Raw genomic sequence first — 18,192 nt, forward strand, 5'->3', positions numbered from 1 at the left:
CTTGCTATGCTCAACGAACACTCTCTCGAAGAAGCAACCCAGGTTTGGTTTCAGGAAACTGGTTGGCAGGTAGCTGACAGCGCTACCCTGCTGCGCACCGATAGTCCCAATGCCGAGCGCGCCGACGATGCCCGACAGGTGCTGCTGCCCCACCGCCTGCTGCAGGCTCTAGCCCGCCTAAATCCTGGCCTACCCGTTTCGGCTCTCGAAGAAGCCGCCGCCCTGATGGCCCGCCTGCCCCAGGTGGGCCTCACGGAGCGCAACCAGGAGTTTCAAAAGCTGCTCACCACGGGCGTGCCGGTAGAAGTGCGCGACGCCGACGGCCACCTACAACCCGACCGGGTGTGGCTGGTCGATTTCCGGGAGCCCGAACGCAACGACTGGCTGGTGGTGCGCCAGCTGAGCGTGCGCGGGGCGCAGGAACTGCGCCGCCCCGATATGGTGGCCTACCTCAACGGCCTGCCCATTGCGGTACTGGAATTAAAGTCGCCCCTCGGCGACCGCAAGAAAACCGACGTCTGGGACGCCTACAACCAGCTCGAAGCCTACAAGCACGACATTCCCGACCTGTTCGTGACCAACGCCGCGCTGGTGGTGTCCGATGGCTTCACAGCCCGCATCGGCTCGCTCACAGCTGACCGCGACCGGTACATGCCCTGGCGCACCCTGCGCGACGAGGCCGACCAGCCCCTGCTGCAATACGAGCTGGAAAAAGTGGTGCGCGGCTTCTTCGACCGCGAGCTGTTGCTCGACTACCTGCGCCATTTCATCCTTTTCGAGCCGAACAACGAGGGCGTCCTCATTAAGAAAATAGCCGCTTACCACCAGTTCCACGCCGTGCGCGAGGCCGTGAAGGCCACCCTCACGGCGGCGGCCTTGCCTGGCCGGCCGGCCGTGGCCGAGGTGCACGAGCCCCGCGCCAGCTACGGGCGCCGCGTGGTGCCGGGTTCGCGCAAGGGCGGCATTGTGTGGCACACCCAGGGCTCGGGCAAAAGCATTTCAATGGCCTGCTTTGCGGGCAAGCTCATGGGCCGCCCCGAGCTGGGCAATCCCACGCTGGTCATCGTGACCGACCGCAACGACCTTGACGGGCAACTCTATCAGCAGTTCGTGCACGCCAAAGCGCTCCTGGGCGAAGACCCCAAGCAAGCCGAGGACAGGGAGCACCTGCGCACCCTGCTGGCCGACCGCCCGGCCGGGGGCATCTTCTTCACCACCATCCAGAAATTCAGCCTGCTGAAAGGGGAGGAGCAGTTCCCCGCGCTGTCGGGCCGGGGCAACCTAGTGGTGATAGTGGACGAGGCCCACCGCACCCAGTATGGCCTGGAAGCCCACCTGAACCAGAAAACCGGGCGCTACCAGTACGGCTACGCCAAGCATATGCGCGACGCGCTGCCACAGGCCACCTTCGTGGGCTTCACTGGCACCCCGCTCGACACCACCGACAAGAGTACCCGCGAGGTGTTCGGCGACTACGTGAGCATCTACGACATTCAGGATGCCGTGCGCGACGGGGCCACCGTGCCCATCATCTACGAAAGCCGCGTGGCCAAGCTGGAGCAGAACCAGAAGGAAATTGCCCGTCTCAACACCGACGTAGAAGAGGTATTCGAGGACGAGGAAGACAAAGCCCGCCGCGACCAAGCCATCATTAAGTGGACCAAGCTGGAAAAGCTGGCGGGTGCCCAGCCCCGTCTGGCCGAAATAGCTGCCGACTTGGTGCAGCACTTCGAGCAGCGCCAGCAAATCCTCGAAGGCAAAGGCATGGTAGTGGCCATGAGCCGCGACATCTGCGTGCGCCTCTACGACGAAATTATTAAGCTGCGCCCCACCTGGCACGATACCGACCCCCTCAAGGGCCGCCTGAAAGTGGTGATGACCGGCAGCGCCGCCGACGACAAAGAGCTACGGCCCCACATATACTCGGCCGGCGTGCGCAAGGCTATCGAAAAGCGCTTCAAAAATGCAGCCGACGAGTTACAGCTCGTCATCGTGCGCGACATGTGGCTCACCGGCTTCGACGTGCCCAGCCTGCACACCATGTACCTCGACAAGCCCATGCGCGACCACAACCTGATGCAGGCCATTGCCCGCGTAAATCGGGTGTTTGGCGAGAAGCAGGGCGGGTTGATAGTCGATTACATCAGCGTGGCCCAGGACCTGAAAAAGGCTCTGCGCACCTACGCCGACAACAACGGCAAAGGCACCCCCACCACCGACGCCCACGTAGCCCTGGGCAAGCTGCTGGAAGCAATGGAGGCCTGCCGCTCGCTGCTGCGCCGCTTCAACTACGCGGCCTACGAAACCCAGGCCATGCAGCTGCTACCCAACGCCGCCAACTTCGTACTGAGCCTGGAAAAGCCCGACCGCAAAGCCTTCTTCGACGCGGTGCTGAGCGCCACCAAAGCCTTTTCGCTCTGCGGCACCCTCGACGAGGCCAAGCCCCTGCGTACCGAGCTGGCGTTTCTGCAAGCTGTGCGCTCCGTCATCCTCAAAGCCACCACCCCTGAGCGCCGCCTGAGCGAATACCAACAGCAACACGCCCTCAAGCAGCTTCTCGACGGCGCAGTAGTATCGGGCGGCCTCGAAGATGTATTCAAGCTGGCCGGCCTCGACCAGCCCGAACTGAGTATTTTCTCCGATAAATTTTTAGCCGATGTAGCCTATCTGCCCCAGCAAAACCTGGCCTTGGCCCTGCTCCAAAAGCTGCTCAACGACCAGATAAAATCGCGCCTGCGCAACAACGTGGTGCAGGAGCGTCTGTTCAGCGAGCGATTAGCTGACGCTTTAAATAAATACCACAATCGCTTCATCGAAAGCGCCCAAGTTATCGTCGTCCTCATCGACCTGGCCCGTGAGTTGCGCGAAGCCGCTACCCGTGGTGAGAAATTGAAGATGCGCGACGACGAGCTAGCCTTCTACGACGCGCTGAACGACAACGCCAGCGCCGGCGAGCTGAGCGATGATGTGCTGCGTCAAATTGCTTTAGAGTTAACTGAGAAGCTCCGCAAAAATGCCTCCATTGACTGGCAAAAGCGGGAGAGCGTGCGGGCTCGCCTACGCAACTTGGTACGCATCACACTGCGACGCCACCATTACCCGCCGGATAAACAGGAGGATGCTATTGCCTTGGTAATGCAGCAGGCCGAACGGTTGGCAGAGCAGTGGGCATAGTGTGAATATTTGCTCTACGTTATCACGAAACGAAAAAAGCGTAGAGCAATTTTTTACACGTTTTGCTCTACGCTTTTCAACCCGCTCAAAAACGTAGAGCAAACCCGCTACACCACAAGCTCCAACTCGGCCGCGTGGGCTTCGGTCTTGGCGTAGTCGGCACCAGCAGCATGGGCAACTGCTCGATGCTCAGTTCCTCAATCATTGCCCGACCAGTAGGGCGCTGGCTGGCACCTGCACGTCGCGGATGATTTCGATGCAGCCAAAGCGCCGCGGAAGCTTAAAAGAGCCGCCTTGTCCCAGGCCTACATGCCCGAGGGGTACAGGTCCGGCGGCTCGTTGCCTTTCACGGGCGTTGGCAGGGGCTGCAGCGCCTTGGTTTGGTCGATGAACACAAAAGCATCGTAGCGTTGCGGAGTAACTGAGGGCACATAGTTGCCGAAGCGCTCCAGTTTGGGGCTGTACACGACGCCAATGGCGCGGTGACCAAGACGTCGCTTGAAGAACTTGTTGTCGCGCAAGTCCTGCGAAAGAATGAGCTTGTTGCCGGGGCCGCTGCGATGGAGCAGGTCTTCCCAGCTGTTGGGTTGCGCTTCGGGCACGGACATCACTTTCCAAGGCGCGCCCCAGGCATCGGCCGCAATCACGGAGCCCTGGTACGAGCCAAAGCCCACCGCAAACACGTTTTCGCGCCCGTAGGCCTGGCGCATCAACTGGCCCACGTTCACCTCGCCGCTGTTGGCCATGTCGGTGTAGCGAGCGTCGCCGATGTGGGTGTTGTGCTCTCACACGATGGCCTTGCTGGTGCTGCCGTGCAGGGTGAGCAGGCGTTGGAGGGTTTCGGTCATGTGCCGGTCCCGGATGTTCCAGGATTCGGCCGAGCCGCTGGCGGAGGCGCGGTAGTAGCGCTCGCCGTTGAGGGCCACCAGCGCATGCTGCTGCGCCACAAACTCCCGTTCGGCGGCACGCCTTCGCCGGTGGTTTTCTGCACGGCCTGCCAGAGCCGGTGCGTTTCGGCCCGGCAATTGGCGTCGGCGCGGGCCACGGCCAGGGCGTAGCCTTCGGCGCTGGGGCTAAAGGGCTGAAAGCAGCGCTGCGCCCGTTGGGCCGCTTGCACGGCGGTGCCGTCGGTGGTTTGCAGGTGGGGCATGAGGTCGGCCAATGATTCCCAGAGGCAATACACGTCCAGGCCGAAGAACCCTGCTTTGTTGGCCGCCGGCTGGGCTTGGTTGTGCGTGTTGAGCCACGTTACCAGGGACGCCACTTCGTAGTTGCCCCACATCCAGGTAGGCCAGCGGTTATAGTGGCGCAGCAGCTGCACGGCGGCCGCGCTGTCCCGGGCGGGGCCTTTGATGAAGGTATTGACCCGGTACGAATCGGACCATTCTCCCTCGACGGCGATAAAGTCAAACCCCTTTTCCTGAATCAGGCGCTTGGATAAGGCCGCGCGCCAGGCGTAGTACTCCTGGGTGCCGTGGGAAGCTTCGCCCAACACCACCACGCGGGCGTTGCCAATGGCGCAGATTAGCGGGTCTAGGTCGGCCTCGGAACTCAAGGGATAGTTCGGGATTTGCACCTTCACGGGCTTGCGGTCCTGGTCGGGTCCGGGGCCCGCCACCTGCATCACCGGCAGCTCCGCCGCCGCGGATTGATTAGCCTGGTCTGCGGTCGATTTGCTGCCGCACTCAGCCAACAGCAGCCCGAATGCCAAGGCTGCGGGCAATAGCGAGTTTCTTACATGAAGAGCCATGGCGCTAACGGCGAATGGTATTCGCAACGCCAGCTTTTAACCTCTTCAGCTGAATTGTGTTATGGAAGAGTTTGACCTACGGTTGAGAGTAGAAAAGACTGTTAACCCATCCTGCTCATCTGGAGTACGCGGAGCCGAGACATCTGACCCAGGCAGTAGCCAAGTTCGGGTTGGCTCAGATTGAAATGAGCGCGCAGGCGCGAGAGTAGGCGGGTGGTTTCTGGCGACGGCATTTTGCTCTCGTTTTTCAAGCAACGTCAAAAAGCGAGAGCAATTGCGTGAGTGATTTTGCTCTCGCTTTTTGAAGAGCCTCAGAATTGGAGAGCAGAACAATTGTAGAGACGCGACCCATCGCGTCTCGGCGTCCGCGCCGTTAGCAAGTCGTTCAACGAAAATCGTGCAACGCCGAGACGCGATGGGTCGCGTCTCTACATTGTTCCAGCGGCTTTTTGAACGGTGTAGAGACGCGACCCATCGCGTCTCGGCGTCCGCGTCGCCAGCAAGTCGTTCAATGAAAATCGTTCAACGCCGAGACGCGATGGGTCGCGCCTCTACATTATTCTGCCGTTGGTTGGTACATTGCTCCATTGTTCAACGGGGAGCCGCGAAGGGTTGCGTCTCTACAATTGTTCTGCTGGCTGATGACGGAGCCTGACTTGTTTCGTGATAGGTATCGAGTGGACTCGGCGCGGCTGCCGGGGTATGATTATGGGCAAAGCGGGGCTTACTTTGTTACGATATGTGCTAGTGCTCGGCAGCCTTGCTTCGGGACGGTGGAGGTGCCGGCTACCGGGTGGGAGGCGGCTTTTGTAGAGCCCACGGGTTTAGGGCAGCGGGTGCTTGCGGGCTGGGCCAGCATACCCGAACTTTCCCCGTTCGTGACGCTAGATGCCTTTGTGCTCATGCCTGACCATGTGCATGGCATCCTCTTATTCGATAAAAACGAGCCGGTGGGACCGCCGTTGTCCTATGAAAATCAATTCGGCCCGCAACGGCAGAACTTGGCCTCAGTGCTGCGCGGATTCAAGTCTGGGGTCACCACCTTTGCCCGTGTTCATGCACTGGAGTTCAACTGGCAGCCCCGTTTTCATGACCGCATCGTGCGGTCCGACGACGAATTGCGCCGTATTCGGGACTACATTCTCACCAATCCCAGCCGCTGGGAAAAGGAGTGGGACAACGGTGAGGGCCTGTACCGCTAAATAATTGTAGAGACGCGACCCATCGCGTCTCGGCGTTGAACGATTTTCATCGAACGACTTGCGGACGGCGCGGACGCCGAGACGCGATGGGTCGCGTCTCTACAGTCGTGCGAGCATCGTTACAATTGGGAAACGTGATGGGTCGCTTCTCTACACCACCAGCCCCAGCTCGGCCGCGTGGGCTGCGGCCGTGGCGTAGTCGGGCACCAGCAGCATGGGCACGCCGGCTACTTGGAGCTCCTCGATAATGGGGCCGACGAGCAGGGCGCGGGCGGGCACCTGCACGTCGCGGATGTAGATGGCGCGGATGCGGCCGGGGTGGCGGCGCACCACTTCGCGGTAGATGCGGGCGTCTTCCTGGCCGCTGTCGCCGAGCAGCACGAAGGGGAGGTGGGGGTAGGTGGCGAGCAGGTCGTCGATTTCGTGCAGCTTGTGGCCGAAATGGATGGCCGCCGCGCCCGTGACGCCCGGCGGGGGCGTGGTTTTGGGGCGGGCAATGGTCAAATCGCGGAGCAGGAGCGGGCCGGGCGGCATTTTGTGGATGCCCAGAAACTCATCGAGCACGTCGTACAAATTCCAGGGGCTGCTGCTGACGTAGAAAAACGGGTTGTCGGGCTGGCCGGTGCGGCCGCGCTGGAGGCGCTGGTAAAACTCGGCCACGCCCACGAAGGGCAGCTTCGAATGGGCGTTGCTGAAGAAGGTGCGGGCCAGCATTTTCAGCACGTTGGTGGCCACAGTTTCGAACACCGTGTCGTCGAGGTCGCTGATGATGCCAAATTCGGCGCTGGGTGGGGGCACCAGCACTTTGGCCGCGGCCTGCACTACCGGTAGCGGCGCCTGGAAGGGCGGCGGCAGCCGCGCCACGCGCACGGGTATCGGGTACCAAAGGTAGGCCACTGGCTCGGGCAGTGCCTGGGGCTCGATGATGAGGGTGAAATAGCCTTCGTCGTCGGTCGTGACGAGGTGCTGGCTGCCGTCGGGCAGCTCGGCTACGAGGTCGGCGGCGGCTACCTCGCGGCTATTGAAGCGCCGCAGCATGCTGCGGAAATTGCGCCAGCGGGAGTCGGCCGCGGTTTGGGGAGCGAGGCCGCGGTCAGCCAGCAGGCGCCCTTTGATGTAGAACTTGCTGGCCGTGCCGTAGCTGCGGTAGGCATCGAGCTGCAGCGGCCGCAGCCAGCCCCGGCGTGCCGAGGTGCGGGTGAGGAGGTGGTCGGTCCATTCGGTGAGAGAGGAAAGGGCGTCAAGCAGCTTCATAGGGCAAACCTACGGCTGAGCCGGGAGAGGGGGAAGGAAAGAGGTTGCAAAATGGAAAGTGACGAATAACGGCGGCCATGGCAGGGGCGTTCAACCGCCTACCTGTACCTGTAGTCACCTTTTACCCTTCGCTTTGCGCTTATGCACCAACAATTTTATAAGATTGAAGAATTACTAGACTATGCGTTGCTTACACCTGGCCTTCTCGGTAAAGGGGTGCATACAATCGGAAATGTAGATGCGGCAATGGCCCAAGCTATTCGAGAAGCCATTCAGACAGAAACTTTGGACTTTCGCATCACGATTGACCACAGCAGTATTCTTCACGTTTTCTGGCAGCACGGCGACGAAACACCGAAGCGTTGCGCGGTCAGCTACCCATAGGGAATGCCGATGTATTGATGCTGGCTCAATGGCTGACGCGTCCTGATTATATCGAAGATGCCGGTCAGAATCCAGGAGAAACCCGCTGCTTGCGTTTTCAATGGGCCCACAGCAACGAATTAACCACGGTTATACTGAGCGTTCGAACTGGACGACGGAAGCAGCAACTGTCGCTGAAAACAATGTACAAAAAAAGGCTAGCCACCTAAGTAACTAGCCTTTTTAATGAGCGGCGGGAAATGCAACAAGGTTTAGCAAGCTAAACCAGTCCCCCCCTCAAGCGTCCGAAACGTTCCGCTCCCAGGTCAAATATACAATGTATACTAAAAATTAGTTGCCGCACCGACGTTTGGACCGGGCCAACGTAGAAAGACGCAACTATTCCCGCCTTCAATGTCCACCGCCACCGCGCCCCGCCCAAAAACCCGTAAGAAAACGCTGCTTCCGCAAGAGGAGGCGCACATCGTGTATAAAGACCCCGCCCGCCAGGCGCAGATGGCCGGCCTGCGCTACGCCACCGACCAGGGGCCCGGCATTACGCGCAAACCCACCCGGAGCGGCAATTTCACCTACCACGACGCCCAGGGCCAGAAAATCACGGACCCGAAAACGCTGGAGCGCATCAACAGCTTCGTGATTCCCCCGGCCTGGACGGACGTCTGGATTTCGCCCTCGGCCAACACCCACCTGCAGGTGACGGGCCACGACGCGCTGGGCCGCAAACAGTACCGCTACCACCCGGCCTGGGACGAAATGCGCAGCCTGACCAAGTTTTCGCGCCTGCGCACCTTCGGCGAAAAGCTGGGCCCCCTGCGCGAGCAGCTGAACAAAGACCTGAAGCGCCCCGCCCTGGACCGCGAAAAAGTGGTGGCCCTGGTGCTCACGCTCATGGACCAGTCCTTCATCCGCGTCGGTAACAAAGAATACGCGAAGAAGGGCGGCAAGTCCAAGCCCAGCTACGGCTTGACCACCCTGAAGGACCAGCACGTGTCCATTGATGGGGCCGACGTCAATTTTGTGTTCGTGGGCAAGAAAGGCGTGCCGCACGACGTGACGCTGCACGACGCCCGCCTGGCCCGGCTGGTGCGCAAGTGCAAGGAGATTCCCGGCCAGCACCTGTTCCAGTATTATTCGGCCGACGGCCAGCGCCATGCGCTCGAATCGGGGGATGTGAACGAGTACCTGCACCGCCATACCGGCTTGGCGCTTTCGGCCAAGGATTTTCGCACCTGGGGCGGCACCGTAAAAATGGTGTCCTGCCTGGAAGCCGTACTTCACGACGAGCCCGAGCTAGCGCCCGAAAAAGTGGTGAAAAAAGCCGTGAAAGACGTAGCCACCGGCTTAGGCAATACGCCCACGGTGTGCTCAAAATACTACATCCACCCGCAGGTGGTGGAGCTGTTCAAATCGGGGCAGCTCATTGAATACCTCCGCAAGCACGACGCCGAAGCCAAGCCAGGCGACTGGCTTTCGCCCATGGAGCGGCTGGTGCTCCAGATGCTGGAGCAAGCTTGATGTCGTTTGGCTTTTAGGGGTCCTTATTCAACCTCGGGCGAACTTGTACGAAGGAACCAAGCCGGTTAAAACAGAGACCATCAGTCCCTACCAGCGACCACCGCCTGACGCACATGGTAATTGTTAATTCCGCCGATTTATTGAATGGAATGAGTTTGGGTGGGGCTCGTCGCGACTCGTTGTCAAGTTTTGCGCCCCCGCACGACACCTAAACGGCTTTAACGGCGCGGGGCCGCGAACTCCAACGTTCGCGCTACACTACTCCAACCCTGATACGGTGCTAACTTTAGTTTTCTCCTTTGTCTCAGCTCTATTCTTAATCTATGAAGCACTTTACGCTTATTGTGGCCGTCTGGGGCCGGGTGCTGGGCGAGTGGCGGCAGCTGGCTGCCCTGGCCTTGGCGGTAGGGATGATGCTGGCGGGGCAGCCAGGTTGGGCCCAGAGCACGCCAGCTACCGAGGAATTCGTGGGGCCATTTGCCAACTGGACCAACATAAAAACCGTCTACGGCGCCGTGGGCGACGGCGTGGCCGACGATACCCAAGCCCTGCAAAATGCGCTGAACGCGGCCGGCACCGGCGGTGTGCATACATTGTACTTGCCGGCCGGGCGCTACCGCCTCACGCGGGGGCTCACCCTCACGGCCAAGGCCAACGTGAACCTGCTGGGGCAAGACCCCGCCACCACTGTGCTCGTGTGGGGCGGGCCCGACGACCCGCAGGCCGTGATGCTGACCTGTAGCGGCGTGCGCCACTCGCGCTACGGCCGCATAACCTTCGAGGGGGGCGGCACCCGCGTGACGGGCCTGTTCGACTTCTGGAACGGCAGCACCGGCCAGTACGTGACCCAAAACGAGTACGCCGACCTGGTATTCCAGAACATGAGCGTCGGGCTGACGGTGGGCCAGCCGCACTTCGGCGACGCCGAGGCGGCTGTGCTACGCTGCAAGTTTTTGCGCTGTTTAAACGTCGGCTTTTTCATTGGCAGCTTCAACGCCCTCGACTGGTGGCTTTGGGACTGCACTTTCGAAGACTGCGGCCTTGGGGCCAGCAACTGGGGTGGGGCCGGTGGCTTTCACGTGTACAACGCCGTATTTCGGCGCTCGACCGTGGCCGACGTGGTGATTCAGAACACGAGCTACTTCTCCCTGCGCAACAACTATTCGGAAGGGTCGCGGGCGTTTTTCGTTTCGAAGTTCATCGGCAACAACAGCGCGCAGGTGACGCTGCAAAACAACGTGGTACTCGACGCTCTGGACACGCCCATCCAGATGGAAAACTCCGGGCCGCTGCTCTTGCTCGACAACGTGGTGCGCAGCCGGGCCGGCCAGACCGCCCCGGCCGTGGCCATGACCACCAGCCCGCCCGCCGACCTCATTGCCGTGGGCAACACCTTCACTGTAGCTAACCCGATTGCCGCCAACGGCCGGGCCTACTTACTCGATAACCAAACCGTGGCCCGCGGCGCCGTGAGCCCCGTGGTGCCCACACCACCCGGCCCGCCGCCCGCCGTGGCCCGCACCGTGTACGAGCTACCTGCCACGGCTACCGGCGCGGCCATCCAAGCCGCCCTCAACCAGGCTACTACCCAGCACGGCGGGCAGCGGCCGGTGGTGCACCTGGCTGCCGGCACCCACGACGTGGCCGCCACGCTGGTGGTACCGGCCGGGAGCGACGTGCAGCTCGTGGGTGATGGGCTCGAAAGTGGCACGCGCCTGAGCTGGACCGGCCCGGCCGGGCAGCCCGTGCTGCGTCTGGCCGGGCCGAGCCGGGCCACCCTGCGCGACCTCGAAGTGTACGCCCCCGGCACTACCGGCCTGCTCATCGAAAACGCCGACCAAACCGGCGGGCGCGTGTTTTTAGAGCAAGCCGAAGTATCGGGCGAGCAGTACGGATTGCACGCGAACGGCTTGCAGGCGGCGCGTGTCGAGCTGCACAACTTCGGCCATGCCGACAGTGGCCGGGGCGTGCGCGTCGACGGTCCGGCGGGCGGTGGGCCCACCGGGCGTTGCCTGCTCTTCGGCGGGGCATCGAGCAACAACACCTACAGCTACGATGTGGCGGCCGGCGGCTACTTGCTGGCCGAAGACGTGTGGTATGAGGGAGCCCCGCCCACCTTCGTCAACCTCACGGGTGCGGGTACCTTCACGCTCAACGGCTTCCGGGCGGCGCTGGGACGGCCCGGCCCCAACCTGCCGCCGACCAACCCCGCGGCGGTAGGCATCAACGTCGAGGCCGGTTTTCGGGGCACGGCCGCGTTCTGGTGCGGAGAAATAGATGGCTCGCTGGTAGTGCAGTCTGGCGCCACGGCGGCGGCCCGGCTGCTGGCGGGCTGCCTGCAAATCGCGCAGCAAAACTTTTTCACGAACAATGCTCGGGCGGCCCCGGCAGCGCTGCTGCAAAGTAAGTGGTACAACCCGGCCTCGGGGGTGCAGGCCGCCCCCAATGTGGGCACCGTTACCGACGTTGAATTGCGGCAAGCCCTGACCCAGTTGCGTGCCGAGCGGGCGTTGCCCTCGGTGCCGCCGCCGCTGGCCGCCGGCCTTACCGATGTGCGCGCCTACCGCCTGGCAATACACGGCGGCACGGTAGGCCTGGCCATACAAGGTGGGATTGCGGCGGTACTGCCCACGGCGGGTGCAGTACTCGGCGCCCTACCCACCATCTTCCCCAACCCCGCTGCCAACGTACTCGCGGTGGCCGGGGCGGGGGCCGGCACGCCGGTGCAGCTCACAGACCTGCTGGGCCGCCTCGTGCTGAAGGGGGAACTGCAGCCCGGCGGTACGCTGGATGTGCGGGCGCTGCCACCAGGCGTATACTTTCTCCGCTTAAGACAAGCCGCGCAGTGGCGCGTGTACAAGTTTGAAAAAAGTGCCCAGTGAGGTGAATGGTGATTGTAGGCATAACCCCCATCCTCGACCATGCTTACTCCTTCGGAAGCTGGTCGTAGGCCTGCTTGGCGGGGGCACTGTCTTGGGAAAAACGGAGGCCCTTGCTGTTTTGGGGCTTGCTGAATTCGTCGGTGCCGGGGCCACCGTAGAGGCGGAGCCTGGGCAGCCCGACTGGTTTGGCGGCGTGCTCCGTTACTACGAATACGTCCTCGCCACCCAGGCCTTCCAGCTGAATAACCCGGGTTTCACCGGGGAAAAAGGTGCGGCGGTAGGGGGGCGGGGCCGCGTCGTTGGCCGCAGTTTTGGCGGGGTAAATGGCGACGACGGTAGAGTCGGCGTAGCGGTGTACCTCGAACCGCTCGGCCTGGGCCGTGCCGCCCAGTCTGGGATTTCGGGCCAGGAGCTGGTAAAAGTCGGTGGCAAACCGGGGCAGTGCCGCCCGCCGGGCCTGGAGCGCCGCGATGAGGCGCGGGCCTTCCAGCGCGAAGGCCGCCGGTGGTAGCCGCCGTACGGCCCGGCTGATAAGGGAATCGGGCAGGCGCTGCTGCATGGCCAGGGCCGCCGCCTGAAATTGGGCCCGCGTGAGGCTATTCAACCCCCGCACATCAAGGTATTTGCCCGAAGACAACAGGTGGGCAGCTTTGCCGAAGCGTGGGCCAAACGTGGCCCAGTGGGGCAGCGCCACGTGGCCTATGAACCAGCCCAGGGCGCCATCGTCGAGGCGGTAAAAGACCATGTCGCGGTCTTTCGGCAGGGGATAGTAGCTGGTTATACCGGCTTGGGCTTGCTTGTTCACGGTCCAGTTCCACTGGCCGGGGTGGCGGTCCCAGTCGCCCAGCCAGCCATCGAGCAGGCGTGCTTGCAGCAGGGCCGGCTGGTCGAGGCGGTTGTTGAGGCTGGCAAACAGAGCCGCAAAAACAACGTCGCTACCCACTACGGCGGCCCGCTTCAAGCCCGGTCGACCCACTGGCACGGCTGCTTTTTCTTCGAGCAGCGCCAACTGCCCGCGAAACAAGCGCAGCGAGTCCCGCTGAAAAGCAGGGTCGTCGGGGCGCACGTAAAACAGGCGGGGCGAGGTGAAGGGTACCCCGACGGCTTGGGCCAACGGCGGGACAGCCAGGGCGGCGTATGGATTGGTGGCCGACACATTATCGCGCAGCACATTTACCAGGAATGTACCCCGCAGCCAGCGCGGCGTAGCCCGCCGGGGGTCTTTGTCAACGGTGCGCAGCACGTAGCCCGGGCCACCAGTGGCCGTCAGACCGAGGCTGGTGCTGTTGAAGCCGCCGCCAATTTTGCCAGGCCGCAGGCCGCCGGGCTGGGCCGTTGCTAGCTGCAGCACGGGCACGGTGACGGGAGCCCCCCAGGTGCGGCGGTGGTGCTGGCCCACCAGCGCGCCGTACAGCTTGCCGTGGCGGGCATATTGCCGGCCAGCGGTGGCGCCCCGCACACTGTCGGCGGAGGCTGGAAGGGGCTGGCTCCGCACACTGTCGGGCCGGGCGTCGGGTTGGAAGAACTGCTTGCGGACGCAGCCAGTGCCCAGCAGCCCAGCTAAGGCGACAACTATCAGAAAAGAAATAGGTAAGCGAAACGGCATCAGGGCAAATTACGACAACACGGTCGGGCCTTCAACGGGAGCCGGCCGAAAAAGGCTGGCAGGCATTACCCCCGCCGCAGTCAGTCGTCATTAAGTCGGTCGTAGCCACGGCGGTTCTTGTTGGGCCGGTGGGGGTGGATGGCGCCGGCGGCCGTCATGTCAGAAGCTTCGTCGAAGACCTTGAGGCGCCGGGGGCGGCCCCGCAAGTGCAACTGGTCGCGGCCCGCGCCGCCGTAGAGTCGCAGGGCAATGGGCTGGCCCGCGCCGGTGGTGGTCACTTCAAAAACGTCGTTGCCGCCCAGGCCATCCAGGCTTATCCGGCGGGTTTCGGTGGTGTAATAGGTGCGTCGAAACCGCAGCGAATCGCCAGGGCTGAGTTGGCTCAAGATGGGAGAAAAGATGTGTACGGTGGTAGAATCCGGGTAGCGGCGCACCACCACCCGCTCGGGTTGGGCGGTGCCGCCGAGGGTGGGCTTGCGGGCCAGGGTCAGGTAAAAGTCCTCGGCGGCCCGGGGCAGCGCCTGACGCCGGGCCTTGAGCGCGGCGCCGATGCGCTCGCCTTCCAGGACAAATACGGCGGGCGGCAGGCGGCGCATGGCCCGGTCGATGAGCGTGTCGGGCAGGCGGCGCTGCAGGTCGAGGGCCAGGCGGCGAAAGTCGGCGCGGGTCATCTGCGACAGGCCGCGCTGGTCGATGAACCGGGCCTGGAACACGAGGCCGGGCATGTAGCCGTACGTAGGTTTGAAGGTGTGAAACTTGGGAGCGATGAACGGCCGGGCGGCCAGCCAGGGCACCACCCCGTCGTCAAACCGGAAATAAACCTGGTCCCGGTCCTTGGGAATGCTTTGGTAGCGCACCCGGCCGGCGGGCTCTTTAAATTCGGCCCAGTTCCACTGGCCCTCGTGCCGGTCCCAGTCGCCGAGCCACACATCGAGCAGGCGCGCCCGCAAAAAAGCCGGCTGGTCGATGTGGTGAGCAGGGTAGGTGTACACGTTTTTCAGCATGTCTTCCCCGTCCAAAAAAGCAGCGGCCCCGGCCAGATCAGGCGTGCGCGAAGCCAGCGCTTCGTACTTCTCTTCGAGCAACGCCACTTTGCCCCGAAACCGCTCGGAGGCCTCCCCCAGGCCGGTTTCATCGGCCCGCACGTACACCAGGCGCGGGCGGGCGTGGGGCACGCCCGCCGCCCGGGCCAGCGGTGGCACCGTGAGGGCACCATACGGGATGGCCGCCGAAGTAGCATCGCGCACCGCATTTAATAAAAATGTGCCCCGCAGCACCCGGGGCAGGGTTTTACTGGGCTCTTTGTCGAGGCCTCGCAGGGCATATTCGCGGCCTTCGGCCCCGTGCAGGGTCATGCTGATGCTCTGGTAGCCGCCGCCGAGCTTGCCCGGCTTCAGACCGCCGGGGGCGGCCGTGGCTAAGCGCAGCACTGGTACCACCACCGGCGTAGCCCATACACGGCGGTAGTGGCTACCCAGCAAGAAGCGGTAAAGCCCCGAATGGCGGTTGTAGTGGCGGCCGGCCGTGGTGCGAACCGTGTCGGCAGTTGCGGCCAGGGGCTTTGTGCTGCCGGGCCCAACGCGGGCGTCAGGCTGAAAATAATGCCGACGGGCGCAGCTGCTGCTGGCCAGCCCGAGCAGCAGCAAGCAAAACAGTCGGGGAATGAAAAGGCGAATAAAAGGGGGAGGCATTCCGGGAAAGGAGGGAAGCGTGGGCGAGTCAGCTAAGGCAACTCCGCTGCAAAGGTCGGCCGCGGCGGCACAACCGTGCTGCCCGGGTTTGCGCTATACGGTCGCTAAGCTCCAACTTTACGGGCCCGCCGACCAGCACAGGAACCGTGGAGATATTGCTGCCTATGTCCGGGTCTTTCTTTTCTACCGCATCATTTGCCCGTGGCGTGTGGTGCCCGCTGGCCCTGCTAGCGACCAGCTGTGGCAGCCCCCAACCGACCGGCTTCGTCGCCCCAAAGTGGGCTGCTGACTCTGCCACGGTCCGCGTGGCGGCTGGGCCCCAGTATGCCCGGGGGGCCGTGTGGCGGTTCTTTTGGGGGAAGCACTACCGGGATTTGTGGGCCACGCCGGTCACCGCGCCGGTGCTGCGCCTGGCCACGGCGCTCCCCGGCGGCCTCACCCCGCTGCAAGCCGGCGGCAGCTACCAGAGCCGTACCCTGCGCCTGTTCACCGCCGAAGGCCGCCAGTTTGTGCTGCGCTCCGTGGACAAGGACGCCAGCACAGCCCTGCCCGCCGGCTGGTGGCGCCAGCTGCTGGGCGGGCTGATGAAGGACCAAACCAGTGTGGCGCTGCCTTACGGCGCCTATGTGGCCGCGCCACTAGCCGAGGCCGCCGGCGTGTATCACACTAATCCCCGCCTCGTGTACCTGGCCGATGACCCGGGCTTAGGCCAGTTCCGGGCGCGCTATGCCCATGCGCTGTACCTGCTCGAAGAGCGGCCCGAGGGCAACCAGCGCGGCGTGGCCAGCTTCGGCCATTCGCGCGCCGTGGTGAACACGGCCCGCATGCTCAACGACATCCGCCGCCGGCCCACTGCCCAGGTGGTGGCCCGCACCTACCTGCGCGCCCGGCTGCTCGACATCTGGCTCGGCGACTGGAGCCGCCGCGAGGACCAATGGCGCTGGGCCAGCTTTCCGGAGTCCGGCCGCGTCACGTACCGGCCCATTCCGCGCGACCGTGACCAGGCATTTTTCCTGTTCGACGACGGCGTGCTGACTCGTTTGGTTTCCTGGTTCGTGCCCAAGTACAGCAGCTTCCACGCCCGCATCAAGCCCGGGGCCGTGGCTGGCCTCACCACCACGGCCCGGGCCCTCGACCGGACCTTGCTGGGCACACTCAGCGCCGAGGATTTCCGCCAGGAAGCGGACTCCTTGCGGCGCCGGCTGACGGACGGTGCCATTGCCCAGGCCCTCACCGCCGGGCCACCCGAAACGCGGGCGGCCATTGCGGCCAGCCTGGCGCCCAAGCTGCGGGAACGCCGCGAACAGCTGCCGGCCGTGGCCCAGCGCTACTATGAGCTGTTGGCCCAGGAAGCCTGGCTGGTTGGCACTGACCAAGCCGAGCGGTTCCTCATCAGTGGCGCGGGGCCCGGCCGCCTGCGGGTGCAGTTGCTAGCCCGGCGGGTGGCCAAAGCCGATAGCCTGGTGGCGGAGCGGGTGTACGACCAAAAGGAAACGCGCCGGCTGGACCTGTACGGCTTAGCGGGCGAGGATATTTTCGAGCTGCGCGACCGCCTGCCAGCGGGCATCGCTGTGCACCTCTACGATGGCGCGGGCCGCGACCAAGTGCTGGCCAGCGCCGCCCGAGGCGATGTTACCTGGTATGCCGGGACCGGTGAGGAGGCCCGCCCGCATCCGCCCGGCATCACCGTCGAGGCCGACCCCCGCCCGGAGGAGACGGCTAACTGCCTCGGGTGGATGCAGCGGTACAACCTGCGGGATTAGAAAGGAGAATGGTAGGGGGCTGACGGCAAAGCATCTTTACCGCCATAGTAAACCTGAGAACGATGCTAACGGACAACCACTTGCAGGCTGTCGTAGCTCAGCACCGTGAACACGCCCAGGCCGCCCTGCACCGTGCTGCGAATGGCCGAAGGCTGCGCGAAGGGGTTACCGTTGGCCCCCACGGCCTCATTCACCGACGAGCGAAACTGATAATACGCCGGGTCCAGGTGGTAGAGAATACTGGTAACCGTATCGCCCGGCAGGAAGCGAAAGCTGCTGCCCAGCGTAAAGGGTTGCCCGTCGTTGAGGCGGTCCTGGACCGTGTAATCGATTTCGGCCTTGCCGAGCTTGGCCTCGCGCAGCAGCAGCCGGTAGGCATCGCCCACGCCGGGCGGGTCGCGAAAATTAGTTAGCATAAAGGCTTTACGCTCGGCGCCCGACAAGTCGTTAAACTTCGTCTCGACCGAGTCGATGAGTACGCGGGCCGGCACGGTGGCCGTGCCCGTTACGGTGCGGCCGCGCTGGTCGCGTACCTCCAGGGCAAACGTGGCGCCTGGCTGCGCCACGATGGGCGCCCCACCCTGGTGGGTGAACAAGCGTTTGGTGAGCGGGTTCACTCCCGGCCGAAAGGGGAGGTCGCGGCGGCTGCCATCGGGCAGCACCAGGGTCACGCGCACATCGGTGGGCAGCAGTACGCGCTGGCCGTCCGGCAAGGCCAGGGCCGTGCTACCAGCGGGCGCGGTCTGCCCATTGCTGAGGTATGGCACCGACTCCGTGACGGCCAAGCTGGGCACCTGCCCGTCTTCGAGGTAGCACTCCACTACCAGTTCCGGCGGGTAGTTGGGCAGGGGCACGTCGATGTCATTTTGCAGCGAATCGCAGCCCGGCAGCGCCAGCAGGCCGGCCAGCAGCAGCAGGGCCCTAGTCAGGGCTGGGCGGGCAGTGCTTTGGTGATGAAGGTGCTTCATGGC

At 63.6% G+C, this 18,192-nt stretch carries 10 protein-coding genes and 1 pseudogene; 6 read left to right on the forward strand and 5 right to left on the reverse strand.

The genetic code is table 11. The features are described 5' to 3' along the window. The first annotated feature begins 6 nt into the window (after window positions 1-6). Window positions 7-3,174, forward strand: coding sequence for a type I restriction endonuclease subunit R (locus WX88_RS00865; RefSeq protein ID WP_046242428.1), 3,168 nt, complete (start codon window positions 7-9; stop codon window positions 3,172-3,174). A gap of 305 nt (window positions 3,175-3,479) precedes the next feature. Here WX88_RS00865 and WX88_RS00870 read toward each other — a convergent pair. After that, window positions 3,480-4,924 (reverse strand): annotated as a pseudogene (locus WX88_RS00870) (erythromycin esterase family protein). Between the two features lie 878 nt (window positions 4,925-5,802). On the opposite strand from WX88_RS00870, the gene WX88_RS32060 reads away from it, so the two are divergent. Then, complete coding sequence (locus WX88_RS32060; protein ID WP_197076630.1) at window positions 5,803-6,126, forward strand: transposase; 324 nt, start codon at window positions 5,803-5,805, stop codon at window positions 6,124-6,126. 150 nt (window positions 6,127-6,276) lie between these two features. Here WX88_RS32060 and WX88_RS00880 read toward each other — a convergent pair whose 3' ends face one another. Next, window positions 6,277-7,380, reverse strand: a complete 1,104-nt coding sequence (locus tag WX88_RS00880; RefSeq protein WP_046242430.1) for an App1 family protein — start codon at window positions 7,378-7,380, stop codon at window positions 6,277-6,279. A 141-nt stretch (window positions 7,381-7,521) separates the two neighbouring features. Here WX88_RS00880 and WX88_RS00885 point away from each other — a divergent pair, with 141 nt between their 5' ends. The 3 genes from WX88_RS00885 to WX88_RS00895 all read left to right on the forward strand — a co-directional run bounded on the left by WX88_RS00885 (window position 7,522) and on the right by WX88_RS00895 (window position 12,161). Beyond that, window positions 7,522-7,764 carry a hypothetical protein gene (locus tag WX88_RS00885; protein ID WP_046242431.1) on the forward strand — a complete coding sequence of 81 codons (243 nt, stop codon included), beginning with the start codon at window positions 7,522-7,524 and terminating at the stop codon, window positions 7,762-7,764. 393 nt (window positions 7,765-8,157) lie between these two features. Further along, the gene (locus tag WX88_RS00890) at window positions 8,158-9,279 is read left to right on the forward strand and encodes a DNA topoisomerase IB (protein WP_052732220.1); all 1,122 of its coding nucleotides are present in this window, start codon (window positions 8,158-8,160) and stop codon (window positions 9,277-9,279) included. Window positions 9,280-9,602: 323 nt separating this feature from the next. Further along, complete coding sequence (locus WX88_RS00895; protein ID WP_046242432.1) at window positions 9,603-12,161, forward strand: glycosyl hydrolase family 28-related protein; 2,559 nt, start codon at window positions 9,603-9,605, stop codon at window positions 12,159-12,161. A gap of 43 nt (window positions 12,162-12,204) precedes the next feature. On the opposite strand, the gene WX88_RS00900 is transcribed toward WX88_RS00895, so the two are convergent. Next, window positions 12,205-13,767, reverse strand: coding sequence for a hypothetical protein (locus tag WX88_RS00900; RefSeq protein WP_046242433.1), 1,563 nt, complete (start codon window positions 13,765-13,767; stop codon window positions 12,205-12,207). An 80-nt stretch (window positions 13,768-13,847) separates the two neighbouring features. After that, a complete protein-coding gene (locus WX88_RS00905; protein WP_052732221.1) occupies window positions 13,848-15,458 on the reverse strand; it encodes a hypothetical protein in 1,611 nt (536 codons plus the stop codon). 164 nt (window positions 15,459-15,622) lie between these two features. Between WX88_RS00905 and WX88_RS00910 the strand changes: the two genes are divergently transcribed. Beyond that, window positions 15,623-17,221: a hypothetical protein gene (locus WX88_RS00910; protein WP_156175881.1), complete on the forward strand. Its 1,599-nt coding sequence runs from the start codon at window positions 15,623-15,625 to the stop codon at window positions 17,219-17,221. Between the two features lie 65 nt (window positions 17,222-17,286). Here the strand turns inward: WX88_RS00910 and WX88_RS00915 are convergent, their stop codons facing one another. After that, on the reverse strand, window positions 17,287-18,189 hold the full coding sequence (locus WX88_RS00915; RefSeq protein ID WP_046242435.1) for a DUF4249 domain-containing protein: 903 nt from the start codon (window positions 18,187-18,189) through the stop codon (window positions 17,287-17,289). Window positions 18,190-18,192: the final 3 nt, after the last annotated feature.

It is taken from the genome of Hymenobacter terrenus, assembly GCF_000972495.1.
Classification (GTDB): domain Bacteria; phylum Bacteroidota; class Bacteroidia; order Cytophagales; family Hymenobacteraceae; genus Hymenobacter; species Hymenobacter terrenus.

Excerpts from the sequence above, each read along its gene's own strand:
- WX88_RS00890 (WP_052732220.1), top strand. The coding sequence starts at position 8,158 with ATGTCCACCGCCACCGCGCCCCGCCCAAAAACCCGTAAGAAAACGCTG.
- WX88_RS00865 (WP_046242428.1), top strand. The coding sequence starts at position 7 with ATGCTCAACGAACACTCTCTCGAAGAAGCAACCCAGGTTTGGTTTCAG.
- WX88_RS00880 (WP_046242430.1), bottom strand. The coding sequence starts at position 7,380 with ATGAAGCTGCTTGACGCCCTTTCCTCTCTCACCGAATGGACCGACCAC.
- WX88_RS00910 (WP_156175881.1), top strand. The coding sequence starts at position 15,623 with ATGTCCGGGTCTTTCTTTTCTACCGCATCATTTGCCCGTGGCGTGTGG.
- WX88_RS00915 (WP_046242435.1), bottom strand. The coding sequence starts at position 18,189 with ATGAAGCACCTTCATCACCAAAGCACTGCCCGCCCAGCCCTGACTAGG.
- WX88_RS00900 (WP_046242433.1), bottom strand. The coding sequence starts at position 13,767 with ATGCCGTTTCGCTTACCTATTTCTTTTCTGATAGTTGTCGCCTTAGCT.
- WX88_RS00895 (WP_046242432.1), top strand. The coding sequence starts at position 9,603 with ATGAAGCACTTTACGCTTATTGTGGCCGTCTGGGGCCGGGTGCTGGGC.
- WX88_RS00905 (WP_052732221.1), bottom strand. The coding sequence starts at position 15,458 with ATGCCTCCCCCTTTTATTCGCCTTTTCATTCCCCGACTGTTTTGCTTG.
- WX88_RS00885 (WP_046242431.1), top strand. The coding sequence starts at position 7,522 with ATGCACCAACAATTTTATAAGATTGAAGAATTACTAGACTATGCGTTG.